Consider the following 20,834-nt stretch of genomic DNA (forward strand, 5'->3'; position numbering starts at 1 on the left):
AATTGAGTGTTTGTTGTGTTGCAGCCTTCCCCAAAAATGGATTTTGAGATCGACCAAATAGGAGCGTGAGCCCAGACAGATGAGACCCGAGTAAAAGCACCTGTATTAACGCATTTTTTGCCTAAACACGACTCGGCATTGATTTTCATTATAAATTCGATGAGTTACACCAGTTTTATTGTAGTGCAGCAATTTAGGTAAACTGAGCGAAATTGACATACTAATATTAGACCTCATCAATAGTCCGGAGATTTTATGGAACACATTGTAATTACTGGAGCAACTTCAGGCTTCGGCGTGAACTGGATTTACGAACTCGACAAAACGAGAGAAGCTGTTTTTTTCGTTTTAGGACGTGATGAGAAAAAATTTAATGACATGGTGAAAAAATCACCATTAAAGAACACCATTCACTTTATCAATTGTGAGTTAGATTCATTTTTCTCAATCAATAATGCTGTCAATGAAATCAAGGGCATAACAGATAAAGTTGACTTCCTTATAAATAACGCAGGCGTATGGTCAAGCGAAACAATTTCAATGTCTCAGGATAATATTGAAATGACTTTAGCGGTTAACCAGCTAGCGCCGTACGTTTTATCAGGAAAGCTACTTCCTCTGCTTAAAGCCTCAGAAAACGCGAGCATCATCAACACGGCTTCATTTAGACACAGCGATGCAAAAATCGATCTCAATGATATTGAGTTGAAGAATAGCTTTGATGCTGAAAAAGCCTATTGTAATAGCAAGCTTTACTCTATTTTGTTTACTAAAAAGCTTGCTGGGATGCTTAGCAATACACAAGTATCAGTCAATTGTTTTGACCCTGGGATAGTTGATACACCAATGTTATCTCAGGCCTTTCCTAAATCGCTTAATGTTATTTTCCCATTATTTCGGCGAGTGGTTGCTAGAGCACCAGATAAAGGCGCAGAAACCGGCGTTTTCCTTACCAAGAATTTGAATATTACGGGCGGCTATTTTAAAGATTGCAAGCCTAAGAAGGTCAGCAAACAAGCCATGAGCGCGTCAATATCTGACTGGTTGTGGTCAGAGAGTGAAAGACTGACTGGCTTTAAGTACGTTTGAGTTCAGAGACAATTACTTAGAATGAATAGAACTTAAACTGGGATGGAAACACGGCTGCATCATGCGATTAGGTACGTCCCACTCCCCCGTTAAGTCAATTTAGGTACACCGATATTAGGTCAAAAAATGACTGAGACTAGAACCACACTAGAATGTGGCTGCGGAGAAGTGACACTCGCTGTGATTGGGAAACCCATCATTAATGCAGAGTGTTTGTGCACCGATTGTCAGGAAGCAGGTGCTTTCCTTCAGACTCTCGATGGCGCACCAAAAATTCTTGATCAAAACCAAGCAACAAGATTTGTTCTTTATCGAAAAGACAAAGTAAAGTTTCATTCAGGCTCAAATCAACTTAAACAATATTCTCTAGAAAAAGACTTACCAACACGCCGAGTAATCGCAACTTGTTGCAATACCCCCATCTTTCTTGAATTTAGCAACGGACATTGGCTCAGCATTTACGGGCTTCTTTGGCGCTCTGAGGCACTACCAGCGTTGGATTTAAGAACAATGACACGGAGTCGTCCTGTTGGAGTTGAACTAGCTGATAATGTCCCTAACCCAAATACCCATACATTCATTTTTTATATTAAATTATTCAAAGCATGGCTCGCCATGGGATTTCGGTCTCCCAAAATTGACGTCGTATCAGGAGAATTAAATGACCAGTAAAGGCGATGAAATGGACTTAAAAGCCAAAAGGATCATCAGCCTAAAAAAGTAAGTATTTAAGATTCAAGCCTGACAAGGCACCATGCAAAGGGCCTCCCCCTATACAGGCATAGACCAATCTATTTAATGATTGTGCAATAAGCCTCGGTCGTGATCTTTGAAGTAAATACGAAACGGCCAGTCTTTATTTTTCCCAATATAGATATACAGGCCATAGCGGTCGGCATTGTTGTAATCGCTTACAAATTCATAGCGACTAGGTTTGGGAATATCGTCTTGGTCGATTCTGGGCGCGCTGACAAGTACTTCTTCAATTTCTACTGGCGCTGCGTCGTCTTTACCCGGAATGGAGATTAGTACGCGATACTCCCCCGATTGCTCGCCACGCTCAACAGCCTCAACCTTAGCACCGGTGCTTTCGTCGATAAAACCCACACGGCTTTCAATATCACCGCTTTCAATAGCAAAGGAGCTTGTTGTAACGCCAACTAATACTGCCATCAGCCCAGCTTTCTTAAGCAAGGTATTACGGTTCATTATTCTCGCCTCGTTATTATTGCCTTGGCTTTGATGCTAACACTGTGGTCGAGGAATAACACCCGCCTTTCGTCGGAACGCTGTGCTGCGCGTTACGCGGCTAGCTCTTACCTTGCCAAAACTAAAAACCGCCGCAAAAGCGACGGTTTTTAGTTATACGTAAAGCAAAGCAGGTCAGCGCTAACGGCAGAAAGCCTCCCCTGCCGCTATGCGCTTACCCAGGCTGGCGAGATTCTTGGCGGAACTCCCCAAGGTCATTTCGTTATAACGTAGCCAAGTACAGTAACGCCACAGCGGGTAGTCGCGGTCGATGCCAGTACCGCCATGCAAATGCTGCGCAGCATAACTGACTCGGTGACCCACATCGCCAGCCCAGATTTTTGCGATATGCACTTCGTTAACCGCATCTAAGCCGCCATCTAAACGGCTTACGGCTTGGTAGGTGTTTAAGCGCAAACACTCAACGTCGATAAAGCAATTGGCAGCGCGATGACCAACGGCCTGAAAGGTGGAGATTAACACCCCAAATTGCTTCCGCTCGGCGGTATACGACGCGGTCATGCGCATGGCCTTATCACTGGCACCCAGCTGGTGAGCACACAATGCAACCGTGGTTCGCTCTGTTAGCCATTGCATTACAGCACGACCATTTTCTGGACCAGCCAAAATATCTTCTGGCGCAATGCGGACCTTGTCCAGACTCAGGGCAAACTGAGGTTCATAGGTGGTTACTTGCATTGGCGTTAAGCTGACGCCAGCTGCTTTGGGGTCGAGTAACACCACTGCCACGCCGTCGGCCATTTTCACTGAAAGTAGGATGCGATCAGCAAGATGGGCAAAGGGCACAGCGGTTTTGTCACCGCTAAGCACCAAGCTCTCACCGTCTGCGGTCGCCGTGGTCAAGATTGGCTGCGTAGGGTCTTCGTTATATGGCTCCGCGAGCGCGGCACTAAGGATGATCTCCCCGCTGCTAACACCAGGTAAGTAACGCTGCTTTTGCTCAGCACTGCCAAACTGCTGTATCGGCAGCGCAGCGGATACCAAATGTGATATCAGGGGCAAGGGCGCAATGCTACGGCCAGCCTCTTCAATCAATAGCGCAATCTCAAAATAACCAAAGCCCATACCGCCCTGCTCTTCGGCAATAGCCAGCCCCAGCAAACCGGCCTCCGCTAATTTCGCCCACAATTCCCGGTCAAAGCGATCAGCTTTATAGGCGTCATACTGCGCTAAGCTCTCTGGGCAAACATTGTCACCCAAAATTTGGCGCGCCAAGTTTTGTACGTCGCGCTGCTGTTCAGAAAATCCAAAATCCATAATTAGCTCCTAATTTGATGCCCACTAGCGTGAAGCGCGAGGCATCCACAGGCCTGCGGCGGAAATAATATCGCGTTGAATTTCGTTGGTGCCGCCACCAAAGGTGATGATTGATGCGGTGCGGTACAAACGTTCAATGCGCGACGCCATCGCATTCGCGCCCTCGGTTTTGCGGTTGACCAAACTGGCTTGGCCAATGATCTCGCCGAGTAGACGATAGACCTCTATAAAAAACTCAGAACCATAGACTTTGGCTGCTGATGCGTCTGCCATTTCTAGCTTGCCCTCGGTCATTGCCCAGGCTTGTTTATAGCAAACCAATTTCAAGGCTTCGACACCGGTACGCACCTTGGCTAAATTCATTTGCACCCAAGGTTCGTCGATTAATTTACCACCGGCTGGCATGTCCATTTGCTGCGCCCAACGCACAACGTTATTAAACATTTCAGCAGTGGGGCCAAAATTAACCAGACTCAGGCGCTCGCGATTGAGCTGGCTGGTAATCAGTTTCCAGCCGCCGTTGAGCTCGCCCACCATAGCGTCGGCAGGCACTCTGATATTGTCGTAAAAGGTGGCATTGGTGCGCACACCGCCCAAGGTGACCACAGGGCTGCAACTCCAGCCGGGGTCACTGGTAGGCACCATGAACATTGAAATGCCCTTATGGGGTTTGGCTGCGTCGGGGTCAGTGCGGCAGGCTAGCCACACGTAGTCGCAGAAATGCGCCAAGCTCGTCCACATTTTTTGACCGTTAATCACCCACTCGTCGCCATCTTTAACAGCGGTGGTTTTCAAACTGGCTAAATCCGTGCCGGCACCGGGTTCGGAATAGCCAATGGCAATAAGGCACTCGCCTGCCAATATTTTAGGGACGATATCGCGTTTTTGACTTTCGTTACCAAACTCCGCGAGCTGCGGACCAACTGACTCAGTTGTGAGAAAGGGGAAGGGATAACCTGCGCGCATCACCTCTTCGACAAAAATAAACTGCTCGATGGGGCTCATCCCTCGGCCACCTAACTCTTTAGGCCAACCGACACCGATCCAGCCGTCTTTGCCCATTTGGCGCAGCGCTTCGCGCCACAGCGGCCCGCCACCCTCGCCCATGGCTTCGTCGCATTCGGCCTTTAGCGCTGGTGTCATTAATTGCTCAAAATAGCTGCGCAATTCTTTGCGCAGCGCATCTTGCGCTGCAGTAAATTCAACTTTCATTTCTGGCCCCTGTAAACGCCACACGTGGCTTTCATTCTTATGAGGCAATCATAAGCCCTGAGTTAACCCCGACAATTGCAAATTCACTCACCCTAGTGACAATAGCGGTCAAGCAATTGAGCACCGCTGCCAATGATCAATGCCGTGTTCTCAGCCATATAGACGATAGTGCCAAGCACCCGATCTTGCGATGATTCCCCTGTTAACTTGATACAAATCACGCGGGCCATAAGCAAAACTTCCCGTGTTAGTAATCGTCCACCCGGTGGAGACAGACCATGAGCAACAAACCCGTGCAGGCCGCTATTGACGGCTGGTTTACCCTTAACACGGATACCCCGCATTTAATCGGCGCCTGCTGTGATCACTGCGGCACCTACTATTTCCCCAAGACCTTAAGCTTTTGCAAAAATCCCGCCTGTGACAGCAGCGAGTTTAGCGAAGTTGAACTCAGTCGCAGGGGCAAAATCTGGTCATACACCAATGCTTGCTACAAACCGCCAGAGCCCTTTGTAGCCGAAGACCCTTACGTGCCCTATGCCATTGCGGCAGTAGAGCTAGAGAAAGAACAAATGATCATTCTTGGCCAAGTTGTTAAAGGCGTGGATGTTGATCAATTAAAAGTGGGGCAGTCTGCAGAGCTGGTTTTAGAAACGCTGCACGAAGACGACGATGCCATTAAAGTCACCTGGAAATGGCAGCCAGTGCGCTAAGCACCCCAAGGAGAAGCAAAGAATGAGTCAAGATATTGCAGTATTGGGCGTTGGTATGCATCCCTGGGGTAAATGGGGTAAGAATTTTAGTGAATACGGTGTCTACGCCGCGCGCGCTGCGTTAAAAGACGCCGGTATTCCGTGGCAAGACGTTGGCTTTGTGTCTGGCGCCGCAACAATGCGCTGCGGCTACCCTGGCTATGTCGCCGGGGCGACCATTGCACAAGCACTGGGTTGGCAGGGCGCGCAGGTAAACACCTCTTACGCGGCCTGTGCCTCAGGCTCGCAAGCACTGGCGGCCGCCCGCGCAAAAATACTGGCTGGCGAATGCGAAGTCGCCCTCGTGGTTGGTGCCGACACCACACCGAAAGGGTTTTTAGCCCCCGCCAAAGGCTACCGTCCTGAAGATCCGGATTGGCTACGTTTTTATCTGGGCATTACCAACCCCACTTACTTTGCCCTATACGCCCGCCGCCGCATGGATTTATACGGCGACACCGAGCAGGATTTTGGTCTGGTGAAGATCAAAAACAGCGAGCACGGTTTTACCAACCCCAATGCCCGCTATAAAAAGAAATTCACCATGGAAGAGATCATGAACTCGGCGATGGTGGCTGATCCCCTGCGTCTCTTACAGATTTGCGCCACATCAGACGGTGGCGCCGCAATGATTGTTACCAGCATGGATTACGCCAAGCGCATGGGTAAGGCCGACGCTGTAAAGGTTGCCGCGGTATCTACCGTCACCCCGACCTTTGCTAGCGCCGTTGTTGAGATGCCAGATATTGCCACCGACTCTGCGGCCGCCGCCGGTGTAGAAGCCCACAGTTTTCGTGCAGCCCTGCCCAAACAGGCCTACGAACAGGCAGGTATCGGCCCAGAGGATGTCAGCCTAGCCGAGGTTTACGATCTATCTTCGGCACTGGAACTAGACTGGTACGAAGATCTGCAATTTTGCGCCCGAGGCGAAGCCGCCCAATTAGTGCGCGAAGGCGTTACCCGTATTGGCGGCCGCTTGCCAGTAAATGCCTCCGGCGGTTTAGCCTGTTTTGGTGAAGCGGTGCCCGCACAAGCCCTAGCCCAAGTATGTGAGCTAACCTGGCAGCTGCGTGGCCAAGCCGGTGAACGCCAAGTCGCTAATGCCAAAGTCGGCATTACTGCGAATCAGGGGCTCTTCGGACACGGTTCCTCAGTCATTCTTAAAAAATAAGACCTACAGGGCGCTCACCGAGCGCCCTTTCTATCTATGCTACTCTAGTTAGGCTAATCAAATTCCTATAATCAGTGATGGCCATCTATGTCGACCTTGCTCAGCTTACTCGCGGTGTTATTTATCGCTTTAATTATCATTATTCCAGTGATCGAACGTTACGCACCCAAAGCTAACGCAGAACAGCAAGCTAAGCTAAGTCGCTGGATTCTTCCTTTGGTGGGGATATCCCTTGTGTTCGCTTTATTCAAAACGTTTTTATCTTAGGTAATTGCTTGGACTGCAACTTAATTGGCACCAATGAAATTGGCACATCCTGCAAGCTTTCCTCGCGCTTTTGAACGGTTATTATTACCTCTTCGAGCACCGGTGCGCCCCGTGCAAACACATCCTGCGCCGCCAACATTAAGGCGAAAACGCCCAATCGCTTTATCATAAAAACTTCATATCTATTATTATTTTGTGGGTATCACCGACACCGCAAAGAGTTAAACTGCGCCCTTGGGCGGCCGCGGGATTAAAGTCGCGGTTGCGGCTTTATAGTTTTCATAATCTGTTTGCCCCCCCCATTTCGCGTCGGCACGCTTTTCCAGTAGTGGCACGCCGCTGACCCTCGTCAGTAAAAAAATAACAAATAGGGGTGAAATCAGGCTCAACCATTGCCAACCTTGAAATACAGGTACTGCTATCAACGCAACACCAAACCACAGCACAATTTCACCAAAGTAGTTTGGGTGTCTGGACCAACGCCACAACCCAACATTGATAAATTTCCCTTTATTTTCTGACCGTTTGTTAAAGGCTGATTTTTGGGCATCGGCAACGACTTCGAGGGCAAAGCCCAGAAGCCATACACCCGCGCCGAGTAAGGAAATCACGCCTAAAGGCGCCTGATACTGGCTGGTCATGGCGGTCAAAGCCGCAACTAGCGTGACAAAAACCCACAGCCCTTGCAGTGTCCACGTCAATAAAAAGCCAGGTATCGATACCTTAATTTCATCAAAGCGGCCATCTTTTCCCGCTTGTTTAACCCGTCGAAATAAAAATGGTCCGAGGCGAGCGGCCCATATCACGACTAATGCGGCGAGTAAGAGCCCTCGATTGTCAAAACCCTGCTCCGAGCCAGAACTGAGCATGAGTGCCAATAGAACAACAATCACGTAAGTGCTACTGCCAATGAGATCAAAATAATGTTCTGTTTGAAAAATATAGGCTGGAATAAACGCTAGCCATTGGATAGCTATTGCGATTACAGCGCAGATTAGCAGCGCAGGATAGCCTCCATAATGCAGCCCACCATCGCCTCCGGCGAAGGACAATCCAACGGCAATGACTACGCAAAGTACGATTAACCCTGCACAAATAATTGTTTTTTTCATCTCTATGCCCTCTAGTTACTGCAGCCTTCAAGCAAATTAGCCACTTTATTTTTGTTTTTTTATGGTCACTTTCCAGTAAAAACCTACGTGTTACTCTGTATTATCGTCAGGCAATGCATACTCAATATCCTCACGTGCCACTATCTCGCCGCAGCTACCACACTTCACCTTGATACCTAACAGCGCACCACAACTACCGTGCAGTAAACCGGCCACTGCATCGGGATCGGCTTCCCACTCTACCGCCCATTGGCGCATAGCAATCACAATGGCAAAAAGCGATACCCCTTTCGCCGTGAGTTTATATTCCTCGCGCGGTGGCGAGTCTTGGTAGCTTTGGCGCTGCAAAACGGCGTTGTCGACCAGCAGGTTCAAACGCGAACTCAGAATGTTAGAGGCAATTTGCAGCTGCTTGGCAAAAGCCTCATAACGCTTGGTACCGAAAAAAGCAGATATCAGTAACAGCAGGGTCCAACGATCACCAATCAAGTCGCTTATGCCAGCCAATCGTAGATCCGCACTTTCTGGGGCGGATGCCGACCGGACCCGCCGCTGCCCGCTTAAGGACTTAATCTCGTTTATATGTTTACCGCTTTTAACTGCTGATGTCGCAAGCTGAATTTCATCAAGTGATACACCTTGCTCACAATGACCGCACACCGCTTGCGGTGCTATTGGCCGTTTACAACAACGGTGAATAAGTTCATTGGGCAAACTGATCGAGGCGTTCGGCAACCATTCATGTTCCCACTGCCACGCCAGCAGAGAAACGGGAAACAAACCGGACCCCTTCGCGCTTAGGCAATACTCTTGGCGACGAGAAGACGGTGACGTAGCGCGCTTAACCATAAGCCCCTGCGCAATCAACGCCGCCAAACGTCTCGTCAGCGTCGCTTTGCTTGCGCCGGTGTAACGCCGAAACTCTTCAAAACGACGACGCCCCAAAAATGCATCGCGCAAAATCAGTAGCGACCAGCGATCACCAATCACGTCTAAGCTCTCGGCAATAGCGCTGTTAACGACCAGATGATTGCTACTCATTTCTCATTTCCGAAATTCCAATGCCCAGATCAATATTGACAAAATATAGATTAGTCTCATAATGCAAGCAACTAATAATTACTAACGTACAACAGATTTCTAGGACAAACCCATGCCAGTCACTTACAAAAACATCGTTAAATCCAGCCTTAAAGCCAGCCATCACCCCTACCTTAATGGCGCTTGGACACCGAATTTTACTGAGTACACTGCGACCGATATGGAGGTTATTGGCCAAATTCCGGATGACATCGACGGCGTATACATCCGAAATACCGAAAACCCCGTGCAAGAACCCATTGGTCACTACCACCCATTTGATGGTGACGGCATGATTCACAGCATGTCCTTTAAGGACGGCAAAGCGGAATACCGCAATCGATTTGTACGAACCAAAGGTTTTAATGCCGAGCAAGAGGCCGGAGAAGCACTTTGGGCAGGTATTGCCAACCAGCCCAGCATGTCAGTGAGACCAGGCTGGGGTGCACAGGGCGGCGTAAAAGACGCGTCTTCAACGGACGTCGTCATTCATGCCGGTGAGGTCGTCTCGACTTTTTGGCAATGCGGTGATGGCTATCGCTTGGACCCGTACACCCTTGAGCAATTAGGAACGGAAAGCTGGACACCAATAGACGGCATTTCAGCGCACCCTAAGGTAGATGAACGCACAGGAGAAATGCTGTTCTTTAACTACTCCACTTACCCACCCTACCAGCATTACGGCGTAGTAGATCGTAATAATAAACTGGTGCATTACACGCCGGTTCCGCTGCCGGGACCTCGGCTACCCCACGATATGGCGTTCTCAGAAAACTATTCCATACTTGCCGATTTGCCGATGTTCTGGGATCCAGAACTCTTAAAAAGTGGGCGCTATCACGCGGGCTATCACCCGGATATGCCTACACGATTTGCCATATTGCCACGCTATGGCAACAGCGAGGATATACAGTGGTTCGAAGCCTCAGCCACGTTTGTACTGCACTGGATGAATGCCTATGAGGAAGGTGACGAAATCGTCTTAGATGGCTATTTTCAAGATAATCCCGACCCTGAACCACTACCAGGCCTACCACGTGCTGCGGGTAAGATGATGGCGAATATCGACATTCATTCCTTTCAGTCAAAATTGCATCGTTGGCGTTTTAACTTAAAAACGGGGGCCGTGAATGAGCAGCGTTTAGATGACCGCGCACTTGAGTTTGGCACCATCAATCAGCAATACGCGGGTCGCAAACACCGCTACATATACTCAGTATCGGGCGAACCTAATTGGTTTTTGTTCTCCGGCATGGTCAAGCACGACTTAGACACAGGCGAATCGTGGAGCCTGGCCTTTGGTGAGCAGCGCTTTGGCAGCGAAGCACCCTTTGCCCCGCGTATTAACGCCAAGGATGAGGACGACGGCTACTTGGTTAGCTTTATTACTGACATGAAGGAAAATCGCTCTGAGTGTGTACTCATTGACGCCAAGGACATTGAAGCGGGGCCCGTTTGCCGCATCATACTCCCGCATCGAATTTGTAGTGGCACGCATGCCACGTGGGCAAGTGGCGAAAGTATTCGCCGCTATCAAAAATAAAATTCCAATTGAGATTGAAAAGGAATACCCATGCCCAGCGCCATGATAGTCGATGCCGTCAGAATTCCCCGCGCCAGTATCCGCGGCGAAGCGGCGTACGCAGCACTCAAGCCCGTTGACCTGTTGCGGCCATTATTTAACGCCATTGCCGAGCGCAATCAGCTCGACAGTGCCGAGGTTGAAGATGTACTGCTGGGTTGCTCTACCCAAACCGGCGACCAAGGTGCCAATATCGCCAAAATTGCTGCACTCTACGCGGGATGGTCAGACCGCGTTTCTGGCGTGACTTTAAATCGCTTTTGTTGCTCTGGTCTAGATGCCATCAATCTCGCTGCGAGTAAAATCATGTCTGGTATGGAATCGGTATTAATTGCCGGCGGAGTCGAACAACTCAGTGCCGTGCCGATGTTTTCTGACCGAGGCCCTTGGTATAGCGACCCGAAGGTAATGAAAGCAACGCGTTTTATGCACATGGGTTTGTCCGCCGATTTAATTGCAAGCCAGCAGGACTTTAGCCGCGAACAGCTCGACGCCTGCGCGCTGCAATCTCATCAGCGCGCTGCTAGTGCCACAGACAAAGCTTACTTTGCACGTTCGCTAATTCCAATATGCGATCAGAATGGTCAGCCATTATTAGCCCGTGACAATGCCCTGCGCCCACAATTAAACCGCGATAAGTTAGCGGCACTGCCCTCTAGCTTCGCCGACTTTGTCGAACAGGGTCAGCGTCTTGTCAATCAGGTTTACCCCGCAAGCATTCTTACCCCGCTGCACACCGCGGGCAATTCTCCCGCGCTGGTTGATGGTGCTTCACTACTTTTACTCGCCAGCAAGGACGCCTGCAAGCGCCTGTCTCTGACGCCCCGTGCGCGTATTACTCACTATGCAAATGGCAGCGACGAACCGGTCAGAATGCTCACCGGGCATTTACGGGCTACCGAAAAACTCTTCTCGGCTACCGGATTAAAAGCGGCCGATATTGACCTCTGGGAAGTGAATGAATCTTTTGCAGCCAGCGTTTTGTACTTTCAAAAACATTTTAATATTGCCAGTGAGAAGTTAAATGTTAATGGTGGCGCTATTGCCCTTGGCCACCCGCTGGGTGCGACAGGCGGCAACCTGATGGGAACACTGCTCGATGAAATGGAACGGCAAGACTTGCAGCGGGGCATCGTCAGTATCTGTGGCGGCGCCGGTGTCGGTGTTAGCACACTGATTGAACGTTTATAAAGCCGAAGACCGCGCCGAATTAGATAAATAACTAGGACACGCCATGAACGCACAAAAAATTTATATTCTAGGTGGGTATCAAAGCGATTTTGCCCAAAATATTATCCGCGCGAATCAGGCTGTTTCTGACTTATTTGTTGATACGGTGCGCTCAGGTCTTGCAGCGTGCAAACTCAACGCCGCTGAGATAGAGGTCGGCCACGTTGGCAATTTTGTGTCATCACTTTTTTCCGGCCAAGCTCACCTCGGCGGTTTTTTCGGTCACGTCGACCCGGCTATGCATTATATGCCCGCTTCCGCTCATGAAGCAGCGTGCGCCTCCGGTTCGATGGCGATCCTTGCCGCCATGGCAGATCTTGAGGCTGGCCGTTACGAGACAGCGTGCGTGCTCGGCATTGAAATCATGCGTAATGTCAGTGGTGACCAAGCCGCCGCCAACTTACGCCCCGCAGCGTGGGCCAGCCAAGAGTGGACCGAAACAGATTTTGTCTGGCCATGCGCGTTCAATAATATGCTCTCGTTATATGAAGAGCGTTACTCGTTAAACAAAGATTACCTCTACGCTATCTCGAAACAAAACTTTGCCAGCGCGCGCCTCAACCCCAATGCCCAGACCCGGCAATGGCAATTCAACGAAGACAGTTTCAGCAATAATGAGAGCGCCAACCCAATTGTTAGCGGCGATATTCGCAAACAAGATTGCGGCCAAATCACCGACGGTGCCGCCGTGGTTTTCTTGGCAACGGAGCGCAAGGCAGCCCAATACGCGGCCCGACATAACATCGCATTAAGCGCTATCCCGACGATCAACGGCTGGGGCCATGTCAACGCGCCAATCTCATTCAAGGAAAAATTACGCCTGAGCGAGCCCGAAGGATTTCTTTTCCCCCATATAAACGCATTATTCCAACAGACATTAAAACGCGCACGCATGAATAGCCTCAGCAGCATTGACGGGTTAGAGGTCCATGACTGCTTCAATATTACAGAATATATGATTCTTGATCACAGCGGTCTCTACCCACCCGGCGACGCATGGAAAGCCATTGAAAATGGCGATATAAGCCGCAGTGGAAAATTGCCCGTAAATATAAGCGGTGGTCTCATGGGCCTAGGACACCCCGTGGGTGCTACCGGTGTAAGAATGCTACTCGACAGCTACAAGCAAATTTCAGGTAGCGCCGGTGATTACCAGATCGACAACGCACAAAATGTAATGACGTTTAATTTAGGCGGTAGCGCAACCACTTGCGCGAGCTTTATTGTTGGCAAGGCGCACACCTAGGGCTCGCAACGGCGCAGGTATTGACGATCTTCTCAGCGACCTAGCGTCAATACCAGTCAAGCATTCGCGACCATACTTCCAGCATTATCCTGTAATCGTCGTCGTGGCTTATCCCACTTCCCCCACGCTTTCTCGTGAAAGTAAAACACGACAGTATTCACTGCGGGTTCTATTAACGCCAATGCGCCCCCCATCACCGCACTACCGGTAAGCAGGTAGGCCACCGAAAATGCAACGCAAAAATGCATCATGGCAAAACTAATTGTCTTTCTCATTGTGGCCTCCAAAGCTCCCAAGTTAGTCGATACTGGCTCCCGAAACGTTTCATTCACTGGCGACTAACGATAAGCAGCCATTAAACGCGATAGTTTTCCGGAACACGCCAATAATAGCCCCGCCCAACAAATACTCAAAAACAATTAAACCCATGATATTAATTAATAATAACTATAGCCAATCCAGCACCAGCGTTACGCACGCTACCGCACCAAACTTAAACAATGTTTGCAATTTCGCACCAATTAATTACCTCGCAACGCTCTGTTCTCGTCGCATTGCTGCACATCACCCCATTTCCGCGAATTAGAATTTACGTTTTCCCCGAAATAAATGGCATAGCTGTTGCTACCCCTTAATTCACGGGTTGCGCCAATTCAGTGCGCTACCACCATAGAAGCAAAGGTAGCCAATGAAAAAAATGCACCGCGTTTTTGCATTATTCATCTTAGTATTCTCCTCATCGGCTTTTGCGGATGAGCCAAGTCCCGCTACTGATATGGTCTGGCTAGTCACCGCGAGCGCCTTGGTATTCTTGATGCAAGCCGGATTCGCTCTCCTTGAATGCGGCATGTCACGAAGTAAAAACGCCCTGAATGTTGTGATGAAAAATTACATGGATGTCTGCCTTGGCACCATCGTATTTTGGGCGCTGGGCTATGGCTTGATGTTTGGCAGCAACCCGAGCGGATTTATAGGAACCGATTTATTTTTCATTAATGACAGCGACCCAAGCACCTACGGCGTATTGCTCTTCCAAACCATGTTTGCTGCCACGGCAGTCACCATCGCCAGTGGCGCCATGGCTGAGCGCACTCGCTTTGACGGCTACTTGATTGGCGCCTTGTTTATTACTGCGGTGATCTACCCTATTTTTGGTAGCTGGGTGTGGAACGCCGACGGCTGGTTAGCGCAATTAGGCTTTATCGATTTTGCTGGGTCGACGGTTGTTCACTCGGTAGGCGCGTGGACGGCCTTGGCGGGCATTATCATACTGGGGCCTCGCCTAGGGCGATTTAACAAGCACGGCGCAGTTCGCGAGTTACGCGGCCACAATCTTAGCTATGTAGCCTTGGGCGGCTTCATTCTATGGTTTGGCTGGTTCGGTTTTAATGGTGGCTCCACGCTCAGCGCCAGTGTTGATATCGGCCTTATCAACTTAAACACTCAGTTGGCCGCCGCTGCAGGCGCCAGTGCCAGTATGCTATTGGCGGTTATTACTCGCCGACCAATACTGCTGACCGAAACGGTTAACGGCAGTATCGCCGGTCTAGTGGCGATTACCGCTGGCTGCGCGACCATGCTACCCGCCTACGCCGTACTCACCGGCGCAGTGGGCGGCGTGGTTTGTAGCCTCGGCAGTAAACTCTTATTGCGCATGCAGTTAGATGACGTAGTGGGCGCCGTATCTGCTCACGGCTTTGCTGGCGCTTGGGGAACCCTTGCGGCAGGCATGTTTTACACCGGTAATCTTTTTGACACCCATCTGATCAGTGTGCAATTAATTGGTATTGCCGCCTGCTTTATCTGGACATTCTGCTGCGCCTTAATCATGTATTTTGCTATTGACCTTGTGATGGGCCTACGGGCACCCAGTCAACATGAACAGCGCGGTTTGGATTTAAGTGAACACGCCGAGATTGGCTACCCGGAATTCAATTCTGGCAATGTCGCCTATACCGCTGACCGCGCAAGTAATCTAGGCCAACGCGTATGAGCAAACGCAGCCTCAGCGATCGCCGCCGCGCCATCTATACTGGCCTTCAACCCTTTTTTGACGAAGCTGGCGCCATGAAAGCGGTCACCCACTGGGAAAACCGTTACGCCGATCAACCCAGTCTGGCACTGCAGCGCTACGTTGCCGACATCTGCCAGAACAATGGCCTAAAAGACAAGCGTGCCAGCATACTGCGCAGTCTATTACATGCCATGACCCAGGAAAGCACGGAGTTACTGGCCGATCCGCGCGGACCAGATCACCATGAATCCGACCGCCCCGAGGCCGCATCGCCGAGTCAAGCCTACGCCGAATTAATGCTCGCCATGATGAATCAAATTGATGATTCCCTGCAGCATAAATTACGTATTGAGCTCTTCGCGGCGCTGCGCCAACGGCAGCTACCGTTAGCGATTCTTGAAGCGCTGCAAAATTGGCTAGGCACACGCCAAGCATTAAGACTAAACAATGCCCCCACCGCCCTTCTACAGAAGCTACTGAACCAGTACTATGTCTTGCTCTGCGAAAACTTCGGTCCAGTGCGCGCAGACAGAATTCTGGCTCAAGGTGTTAATGAGGTGCAGCGCCAACACCCCGAACTCGACCAATTTATCGACAGCCTGCTGTAAATCGCCAATATTGCGTGGCGATCGGCGCCACACAAAATTGGAGTTTACCTTGCAAAAATATCACTCCACCGCCACCGCCATTTTGTCACGTCCTACTTCCTTACTGTTTTTAATTACCTGTTTGTTCATTGCGGCGTGCAGCGAAAAGCCCAGCAGCACGGCAAGCAGCAAAACCGTGCTAACGACACCTCAACAGCAGGGCTTGGGCGCAGCAAAAAGCATGAAGCAGCAATTGCAGCAGGATCTCGACCGCCGCAACCAGAAAATGCACGACGAGGGAATTTAAGTATGGCGGTATTTTGGTGGTTGGGAATATTCAGCGGCACGCTTATTTGGTCGGGCATCAATCCCAAAGACAGCTTTACCTGGGGACTTGAAGTCGCACCCGCGATTATTGCGCTTGGCATCATGGCGGCGACTCGCCGGCGTTTCCGCTTAACGCCATTGCTCTACATTTTAGTTTTGATTCACAGCGTTATACTCATGATTGGCGGCCACTATACCTACGCCGAAGTCCCCGCCTTTGATTGGCTCGCCGAACAGTTTCACTGGCAACGCAACCACTACGACAAACTTGGGCACTTCGCCCAAGGGTTTATCCCCGCTCTGGTCTGCCGAGAGTTGTTCATTAGACAACAAGTGATTAGCAATCCCAAATGGCTAAACAGCATTATTGTGTTTATTTGCCTTGGTATTAGTGCATTTTACGAATTAATAGAATGGTGGGTTGCCGAACTGAGTGGCGAAGACGCTGAGGCCTTCCTTGGCACCCAAGGCTATGTTTGGGACACCCAATCCGACATGGCGATGGCGATGATCGGCGCTTTTGTTGCACTAATAAGCTTAAGCCGATTACACCAGCGCCAAGTTACAGTAATGCGTCGAGGGGACTAATCGCCCAGGGAGCCTTGAACATCGCGTCCAGCTCCAGATCGGGAACCTCGTCGATACAGCGATAACACCACCGGGGGTCGCAATCGCGATCAATTAATCGCGCCCGCACGCCTTCAGCGAACTCTGGGTCGCGCACGCGATTAGCAGACAAAATTAACTCCATACGAAACACATCAAGCAGGCTCAGCTTGCGACCTGACTCCAACTGGCGAAAGATCAACTTGGCGGTACTCGCCGCGCCTCGCGCATGGCCTTGGCTAGCCTTCAGCAACCATGCATCAGCACCACGATACTGACGAATAAGCTTACTGACGTCGGCAGCATTGGCCCGACTGCAAATATCGTCAATCCAGCCACGGTAATTCTTTAAAGACGCCGCACCTAGCGTTGCGCCCTGATCCGCTTCGATATCAGTTAAGCACTCAGTAAGACACTCTGTATTCCACTGCGGATCATCACACCATTCCAATGACAGTAATTTACGCAATACTTCAGTTTTACTGCTGTCCGTCAGACAATAGTCGGCCAAGCCTGTATAAAGCGCGTCCGCCGGTGATAATTCCACACCGGTTAAGGCGGTAAACAAACCGCAATGGCCAGGCATTTGGCCTAAAAACCAACTTGCCCCAACATTTGGGAATAAACCGATACTGATCTCAGGCATCGCTATCTGACTACTATCCGTCACTATGCGGTGACTTGCCCCCACCATTAGCCCCAGTCCTGCGCCCATCACAATTCCAGCACCCCAACACACCACCGGTTTTGGGAACGTATGAATAAGGTAAGCGGCGGCGTATTCACGGGCAAAAAATGCCTCGGCCTCAACCGCCGCACCACCGGGATTACCGAGCGCCGAAGCACGCATACGCAGGGCATCAGCACCCACACAAAAACCGCGGCTACCGGCACCATCAAGAAATACGGCCACCGCCTCGTTATCGTCTCGCAACTCCAGCAATAGGCGATGGAGTAGCGTAACCATTTCTAAGGTCAGGGCATTCATTCGTGCTGGAGCGTTCAAGGTAAGTTGCGCGAGGTAACCTCCCGCGGGCAGGGGATGGCGTTCTAGACATACTGCATATTCAATTTGCAAGGCTAAATCTCCACACAAACCACATGAATTTAGTTAGAGTCGAGCGAGTTTCAACGAACAGTATCCTCCTAGAAGAAAGCGGTCTCAAGCCCAGTATTGCACAGCACAAAAATCCAAATCCTAGCCAGTAGGTGTAATTCCCTAGGCATTACTGCACACCGTACCTGCTATGACATTACGCGCCATATTGACCGCAGCGTCACCGCCTGAAGACAAAGCGGCCAATTGCCCACCTACGTGCATCCGTTATGCTCCACCGCGTTGATCGTTACCCCGTATCCTGGGAATAAGTGCAGAGGCTCCAAATGACTATATTTAAAGCGCCAGTTAGAGACATCGACTTCGTCCTTAATGAAGTCTTAGATTACCAGAATCACTACAAAACCATTTCCGCGGGTGCAGAAGCCACACCGGATATGGTCGAAGCCATCACCGCTGAAGCCGCAAAATTTGCTGAAGAAGTACTCGCGCCACTGAATAAAGTGGGTGATGAGGAAGGCTGCACCTGGAACGACAGCGAAGTCACAACCCCCACCGGTTTCAAAGAAGCTTACCAAATGTGGGTAGATGGTGGCTGGCAGGGATTGTCTCACCCAACGGAATACGGCGGCCAAGGCCTGCCAATGTCACTAGGACTGATTAAATCAGAACTCATTGGCACCGCGAACTGGTCCTGGGGCATGTACCCCGGCCTAAGCTTGGGCGCAATGAACACAGTATATGTTCACGGCACCGAAGAGCAGAAAAACCAATATATGCCTAAACTCTGTGAAGGCACGTGGACAGGCACCATGTGCTTAACTGAAGCGCATTGCGGCTCAGACCTTGGTCAAATGAAAAGTAAAGCCGAACTAAATGAAGACGGCAGTTACCGACTCACTGGTAGTAAAATCTTCATTTCAGCTGGCGAGCACGATCTCACCGAAAACATTATTCATATCGTTTTGGCACGTACCCCTGGCGCCCCTGAAGGCACCAAAGGTATCTCGTTATTTATCGTACCCAAGGTTAACGTTAACGCCGACGGTACTCTTGGCGAACGCAACAACGTTAAGTGCGGCAGCATCGAGCACAAAATGGGTATTCACGGTAACTCAACGTGCGTAATCAACTTTGACGAAGCCACCGGCTACTTACTCGGTAAAGAAAATGAAGGCCTGAACGCCATGTTCACCTTTATGAACACCGCGCGAATTGGTACGGCAATTCAAGGTCTTGCTGCGTCAGAACTGGCTTACCAAAATGCCCTGCCTTACGCTATGGACCGCTATTCCATGCGTTCTTTGTCTGGCACTAAAAACCCAGACAAACCAGGCGATGCAATCATTCATCACCCTGATGTGCGCCGTATGCTGCTCACCGCCAAAGCCTTTGCTGAAGGTGGCCGTGCAATGATCTATGACGCAGCAAAATATTCAGACCACATGGTACAGGCCGACACTCAGGCCGAGCGCGATGCCGCTGAAAACGAACTGGGCTTTTTAACCCCTATTTTGAAAGCATTCTTGACCGAAACCGGTTTAGAGTCAGCGAGCAATGCCATGCAGGTTTTTGGTGGTCACGGCTACATTAAAGAGCACGGTATGGAACAGATATACCGCGATGCCCGTATTTCTACTTTGTACGAAGGCACCACTGGTATTCAAGCCATGGATTTAATTGGTCGTAAAGTTGTACTAGACGGCTTTAAACTCTACGGCGGTTTCTGCAAAAAGCTCTATAAGTTTGGCTTTAAAAACTTAATCGGTGGCAAGCGTCGCGGCTACTCAGCCAAACTCATTGGCTACACCTTGGCGTGGAACTGGCACACCGTGAAAATGGTTGCTCGCGCCTCCAAAAATCGCGATGCCGTCGGTGCAGCGTCGTACGACTTCTTGATGTACAGCGGTTACCTATCAATGGCTTACTACTGGGCTAGAATGGCAGAAGTTGCAGCGACTAAGCTAGCCAGCGGCGAAGGTGATCCTGCTTTCTACCAAGCCAAATTAGAAACTGCTGAGTTCTACTTCTCTCGCTTGCTACCCCGTGCCAAAGCTCACGGTGGCTCTATGGGCAGCAGCACTGATAGCGTAATGGGCATGGATCTGGAACGCTTTACCGTTCGCTAATCCAGCTGACCAAAAATCAGTAACTCGGTGTAAAAAATCCCCGCAGTGCGAACTGCGGGGATTTTGCGTTATAGCAAGCCTAATTAGAAACTAAAGCGATCTACTTCTCACGCCTACTCCACGCCAAAATTCACTACGACGCTATGAACAGCACACGGAAAACCTGATGGGTATTGATCGAAGACGACTTACCCTTCACTAATCCAGCTGACCGAAAGGCAGTAATTCGGCGCAAAAAAATCCCCGCAGTGCGAACTGCAAGGATTTTACATTCGAGGGCATAGACGCCGCTATGCAGCGCAGCTATATCACTTAATAACTTACTTGGGATACGTGGTAGGCACTGTTCGTTTGAATATCGCAGGGATTTGCCACTTCTTCAGTCTCACCCGGATCAACACTAAACGACTGCACACTCATAATCGGCTTTTTCGCCAAATCATCTTTGTAGTAGGTAAATACACCATTGATTTTGCTATCGCAGCTGTTTCTAACCAAAAAGCGCGTCGACACTTTGTTTTGATTAAAGTAAGCACAGCTTGATTGTTCTGAATTTGCAGGAAAATCCTGCACATCCCAATCTAAACAATTCTCTGGCGCCGCAATAGCAACGGGTGCTGTAGTGCACAACAGACAAGATAAAAAGCTAGGAAGTAATATCTTATTCATGGTTTTCTCGCTTCTATGTTAACCATACTGCAGTTTAGATATATATCCTTTTACAACAGCGGTGATCCTGAGATGTACAATAGTTAATAATTGAGCAGAATGGCAGTGAGTATTTACGCTTAAAGACGTAAAAAAGTCATATGAATGTTTATGAAAATCATTGACTTAGTAATTATTT

Annotated in this window: 22 protein-coding genes; 12 read left to right on the forward strand and 10 right to left on the reverse strand. The window is 49.8% G+C overall.

Going from position 1 to position 20,834, the window contains the following annotated elements; genetic code table 11:
- The first annotated feature begins 255 nt into the window (after positions 1–255).
- Positions 256–1,089, forward strand: coding sequence for an SDR family NAD(P)-dependent oxidoreductase (locus ABD836_RS06065; protein WP_344933423.1), 834 nt, complete (start codon positions 256–258; stop codon positions 1,087–1,089).
- 126 nt (positions 1,090–1,215) lie between these two features.
- The gene (locus ABD836_RS06070; protein ID WP_344933425.1) at positions 1,216–1,761 is read left to right on the forward strand and encodes a GFA family protein; all 546 of its coding nucleotides are present in this window, start codon (positions 1,216–1,218) and stop codon (positions 1,759–1,761) included.
- 123 nt (positions 1,762–1,884) lie between these two features.
- Here the strand turns inward: ABD836_RS06070 and ABD836_RS06075 are convergent, their stop codons facing one another.
- From ABD836_RS06075 to ABD836_RS06090, 4 genes are all read right to left on the reverse strand, one after another.
- Positions 1,885–2,298: a hypothetical protein gene (locus tag ABD836_RS06075; protein WP_344933428.1), complete on the reverse strand. Its 414-nt coding sequence runs from the start codon at positions 2,296–2,298 to the stop codon at positions 1,885–1,887.
- Between the two features lie 180 nt (positions 2,299–2,478).
- The gene (locus ABD836_RS06080; RefSeq protein ID WP_344933431.1) at positions 2,479–3,615 is read right to left on the reverse strand and encodes an acyl-CoA dehydrogenase family protein; all 1,137 of its coding nucleotides are present in this window, start codon (positions 3,613–3,615) and stop codon (positions 2,479–2,481) included.
- A 24-nt stretch (positions 3,616–3,639) separates the two neighbouring features.
- Positions 3,640–4,827: an acyl-CoA dehydrogenase family protein gene (locus ABD836_RS06085; RefSeq protein ID WP_344933434.1), complete on the reverse strand. Its 1,188-nt coding sequence runs from the start codon at positions 4,825–4,827 to the stop codon at positions 3,640–3,642.
- A gap of 92 nt (positions 4,828–4,919) precedes the next feature.
- On the reverse strand, positions 4,920–5,057 hold the full coding sequence (locus tag ABD836_RS06090) for a hypothetical protein (RefSeq protein WP_344933437.1): 138 nt from the start codon (positions 5,055–5,057) through the stop codon (positions 4,920–4,922).
- Positions 5,058–5,105: 48 nt separating this feature from the next.
- Between ABD836_RS06090 and ABD836_RS06095 the strand changes: the two genes are divergently transcribed.
- Both ABD836_RS06095 and ABD836_RS06100 read left to right on the forward strand, forming a co-directional pair.
- Positions 5,106–5,540, forward strand: coding sequence for a Zn-ribbon domain-containing OB-fold protein (locus ABD836_RS06095; RefSeq protein WP_344933440.1), 435 nt, complete (start codon positions 5,106–5,108; stop codon positions 5,538–5,540).
- A gap of 22 nt (positions 5,541–5,562) precedes the next feature.
- The gene (locus ABD836_RS06100; RefSeq protein ID WP_344933442.1) at positions 5,563–6,750 is read left to right on the forward strand and encodes a lipid-transfer protein; all 1,188 of its coding nucleotides are present in this window, start codon (positions 5,563–5,565) and stop codon (positions 6,748–6,750) included.
- 247 nt (positions 6,751–6,997) lie between these two features.
- On the opposite strand, the gene ABD836_RS06105 is transcribed toward ABD836_RS06100, so the two are convergent.
- From ABD836_RS06105 to ABD836_RS06115, 3 genes are all read right to left on the reverse strand, one after another.
- Complete coding sequence (locus ABD836_RS06105; protein ID WP_344933445.1) at positions 6,998–7,186, reverse strand: hypothetical protein; 189 nt, start codon at positions 7,184–7,186, stop codon at positions 6,998–7,000.
- A gap of 52 nt (positions 7,187–7,238) precedes the next feature.
- The gene (locus ABD836_RS06110) at positions 7,239–8,129 is read right to left on the reverse strand and encodes a DUF1295 domain-containing protein (RefSeq protein ID WP_344933447.1); all 891 of its coding nucleotides are present in this window, start codon (positions 8,127–8,129) and stop codon (positions 7,239–7,241) included.
- A 90-nt stretch (positions 8,130–8,219) separates the two neighbouring features.
- Positions 8,220–9,170 (reverse strand): winged helix-turn-helix transcriptional regulator, encoded by a 951-nt coding sequence (locus tag ABD836_RS06115; RefSeq protein ID WP_344933449.1) that lies wholly within the window; start codon positions 9,168–9,170, stop codon positions 8,220–8,222.
- 112 nt (positions 9,171–9,282) lie between these two features.
- Between ABD836_RS06115 and ABD836_RS06120 the strand changes: the two genes are divergently transcribed.
- The 3 genes from ABD836_RS06120 to ABD836_RS06130 are packed head-to-tail and all read left to right on the forward strand — an operon-like array spanning position 9,283 to position 13,267.
- The gene (locus ABD836_RS06120; RefSeq protein ID WP_344933452.1) at positions 9,283–10,752 is read left to right on the forward strand and encodes a carotenoid oxygenase family protein; all 1,470 of its coding nucleotides are present in this window, start codon (positions 9,283–9,285) and stop codon (positions 10,750–10,752) included.
- 30 nt (positions 10,753–10,782) lie between these two features.
- Positions 10,783–11,982, forward strand: a complete 1,200-nt coding sequence (locus tag ABD836_RS06125; protein WP_344933454.1) for an acetyl-CoA C-acyltransferase — start codon at positions 10,783–10,785, stop codon at positions 11,980–11,982.
- A 43-nt stretch (positions 11,983–12,025) separates the two neighbouring features.
- Positions 12,026–13,267: an acetyl-CoA acetyltransferase gene (locus tag ABD836_RS06130; RefSeq protein ID WP_344933457.1), complete on the forward strand. Its 1,242-nt coding sequence runs from the start codon at positions 12,026–12,028 to the stop codon at positions 13,265–13,267.
- A gap of 56 nt (positions 13,268–13,323) precedes the next feature.
- Here ABD836_RS06130 and ABD836_RS06135 read toward each other — a convergent pair whose 3' ends face one another.
- On the reverse strand, positions 13,324–13,542 hold the full coding sequence (locus ABD836_RS06135; protein ID WP_344933460.1) for a DUF2061 domain-containing protein: 219 nt from the start codon (positions 13,540–13,542) through the stop codon (positions 13,324–13,326).
- Between the two features lie 413 nt (positions 13,543–13,955).
- Here ABD836_RS06135 and ABD836_RS06140 point away from each other — a divergent pair, with 413 nt between their 5' ends.
- From ABD836_RS06140 to ABD836_RS06155, 4 genes are read left to right on the forward strand one after another with little or no spacing between them, the layout of a single operon-like run.
- A complete protein-coding gene (locus tag ABD836_RS06140; RefSeq protein WP_344933463.1) occupies positions 13,956–15,260 on the forward strand; it encodes an ammonium transporter in 1,305 nt (434 codons plus the stop codon).
- Positions 15,257–15,889: a hypothetical protein gene (locus ABD836_RS06145; RefSeq protein ID WP_344933466.1), complete on the forward strand. Its 633-nt coding sequence runs from the start codon at positions 15,257–15,259 to the stop codon at positions 15,887–15,889. Before ABD836_RS06140 ends, ABD836_RS06145 begins: the two co-directional genes overlap by 4 nt.
- A 49-nt stretch (positions 15,890–15,938) precedes the next feature.
- Positions 15,939–16,175, forward strand: coding sequence for a hypothetical protein (locus ABD836_RS06150; protein WP_344933469.1), 237 nt, complete (start codon positions 15,939–15,941; stop codon positions 16,173–16,175).
- 2 nt (positions 16,176–16,177) lie between these two features.
- Positions 16,178–16,783, forward strand: a complete 606-nt coding sequence (locus tag ABD836_RS06155) for a DUF2238 domain-containing protein (protein ID WP_344933471.1) — start codon at positions 16,178–16,180, stop codon at positions 16,781–16,783.
- Here the strand turns inward: ABD836_RS06155 and ABD836_RS06160 are convergent.
- On the reverse strand, positions 16,758–17,879 hold the full coding sequence (locus tag ABD836_RS06160) for an enoyl-CoA hydratase/isomerase family protein (RefSeq protein WP_344933474.1): 1,122 nt from the start codon (positions 17,877–17,879) through the stop codon (positions 16,758–16,760). The genes ABD836_RS06155 and ABD836_RS06160 overlap by 26 nt on opposite strands.
- 305 nt (positions 17,880–18,184) lie before the next feature.
- Here ABD836_RS06160 and ABD836_RS06165 point away from each other — a divergent pair, with 305 nt between their 5' ends.
- Complete coding sequence (locus ABD836_RS06165) at positions 18,185–19,987, forward strand: acyl-CoA dehydrogenase C-terminal domain-containing protein (protein WP_344933477.1); 1,803 nt, start codon at positions 18,185–18,187, stop codon at positions 19,985–19,987.
- 312 nt (positions 19,988–20,299) lie between these two features.
- On the opposite strand, the gene ABD836_RS06170 is transcribed toward ABD836_RS06165, so the two are convergent.
- On the reverse strand, positions 20,300–20,656 hold the full coding sequence (locus ABD836_RS06170) for a hypothetical protein (protein ID WP_344933479.1): 357 nt from the start codon (positions 20,654–20,656) through the stop codon (positions 20,300–20,302).
- Between the last annotated feature and the right edge of the window lie 178 nt (positions 20,657–20,834).

The organism is Zhongshania borealis (genome assembly GCF_039539625.1).
Taxonomy (GTDB): Bacteria; Pseudomonadota; Gammaproteobacteria; order Pseudomonadales; family Spongiibacteraceae; genus Spongiibacter; species Spongiibacter borealis.

Coding starts and splice junctions, on each gene's coding strand:
- ABD836_RS06065 (WP_344933423.1), top strand. CDS start 256: ATGGAACACATTGTAATTACTGGAGCAACTTCAGGCTTCGGCGTGAAC.
- ABD836_RS06070 (WP_344933425.1), top strand. CDS start 1,216: ATGACTGAGACTAGAACCACACTAGAATGTGGCTGCGGAGAAGTGACA.
- ABD836_RS06075 (WP_344933428.1), bottom strand. CDS start 2,298: ATGAACCGTAATACCTTGCTTAAGAAAGCTGGGCTGATGGCAGTATTA.
- ABD836_RS06080 (WP_344933431.1), bottom strand. CDS start 3,615: ATGGATTTTGGATTTTCTGAACAGCAGCGCGACGTACAAAACTTGGCG.
- ABD836_RS06085 (WP_344933434.1), bottom strand. CDS start 4,827: ATGAAAGTTGAATTTACTGCAGCGCAAGATGCGCTGCGCAAAGAATTG.
- ABD836_RS06090 (WP_344933437.1), bottom strand. CDS start 5,057: ATGGCCCGCGTGATTTGTATCAAGTTAACAGGGGAATCATCGCAAGAT.
- ABD836_RS06095 (WP_344933440.1), top strand. CDS start 5,106: ATGAGCAACAAACCCGTGCAGGCCGCTATTGACGGCTGGTTTACCCTT.
- ABD836_RS06100 (WP_344933442.1), top strand. CDS start 5,563: ATGAGTCAAGATATTGCAGTATTGGGCGTTGGTATGCATCCCTGGGGT.
- ABD836_RS06105 (WP_344933445.1), bottom strand. CDS start 7,186: ATGATAAAGCGATTGGGCGTTTTCGCCTTAATGTTGGCGGCGCAGGAT.
- ABD836_RS06110 (WP_344933447.1), bottom strand. CDS start 8,129: ATGAAAAAAACAATTATTTGTGCAGGGTTAATCGTACTTTGCGTAGTC.
- ABD836_RS06115 (WP_344933449.1), bottom strand. CDS start 9,170: ATGAGTAGCAATCATCTGGTCGTTAACAGCGCTATTGCCGAGAGCTTA.
- ABD836_RS06120 (WP_344933452.1), top strand. CDS start 9,283: ATGCCAGTCACTTACAAAAACATCGTTAAATCCAGCCTTAAAGCCAGC.
- ABD836_RS06125 (WP_344933454.1), top strand. CDS start 10,783: ATGCCCAGCGCCATGATAGTCGATGCCGTCAGAATTCCCCGCGCCAGT.
- ABD836_RS06130 (WP_344933457.1), top strand. CDS start 12,026: ATGAACGCACAAAAAATTTATATTCTAGGTGGGTATCAAAGCGATTTT.
- ABD836_RS06135 (WP_344933460.1), bottom strand. CDS start 13,542: ATGAGAAAGACAATTAGTTTTGCCATGATGCATTTTTGCGTTGCATTT.
- ABD836_RS06140 (WP_344933463.1), top strand. CDS start 13,956: ATGAAAAAAATGCACCGCGTTTTTGCATTATTCATCTTAGTATTCTCC.
- ABD836_RS06145 (WP_344933466.1), top strand. CDS start 15,257: ATGAGCAAACGCAGCCTCAGCGATCGCCGCCGCGCCATCTATACTGGC.
- ABD836_RS06155 (WP_344933471.1), top strand. CDS start 16,178: ATGGCGGTATTTTGGTGGTTGGGAATATTCAGCGGCACGCTTATTTGG.
- ABD836_RS06165 (WP_344933477.1), top strand. CDS start 18,185: ATGACTATATTTAAAGCGCCAGTTAGAGACATCGACTTCGTCCTTAAT.
- ABD836_RS06170 (WP_344933479.1), bottom strand. CDS start 20,656: ATGAATAAGATATTACTTCCTAGCTTTTTATCTTGTCTGTTGTGCACT.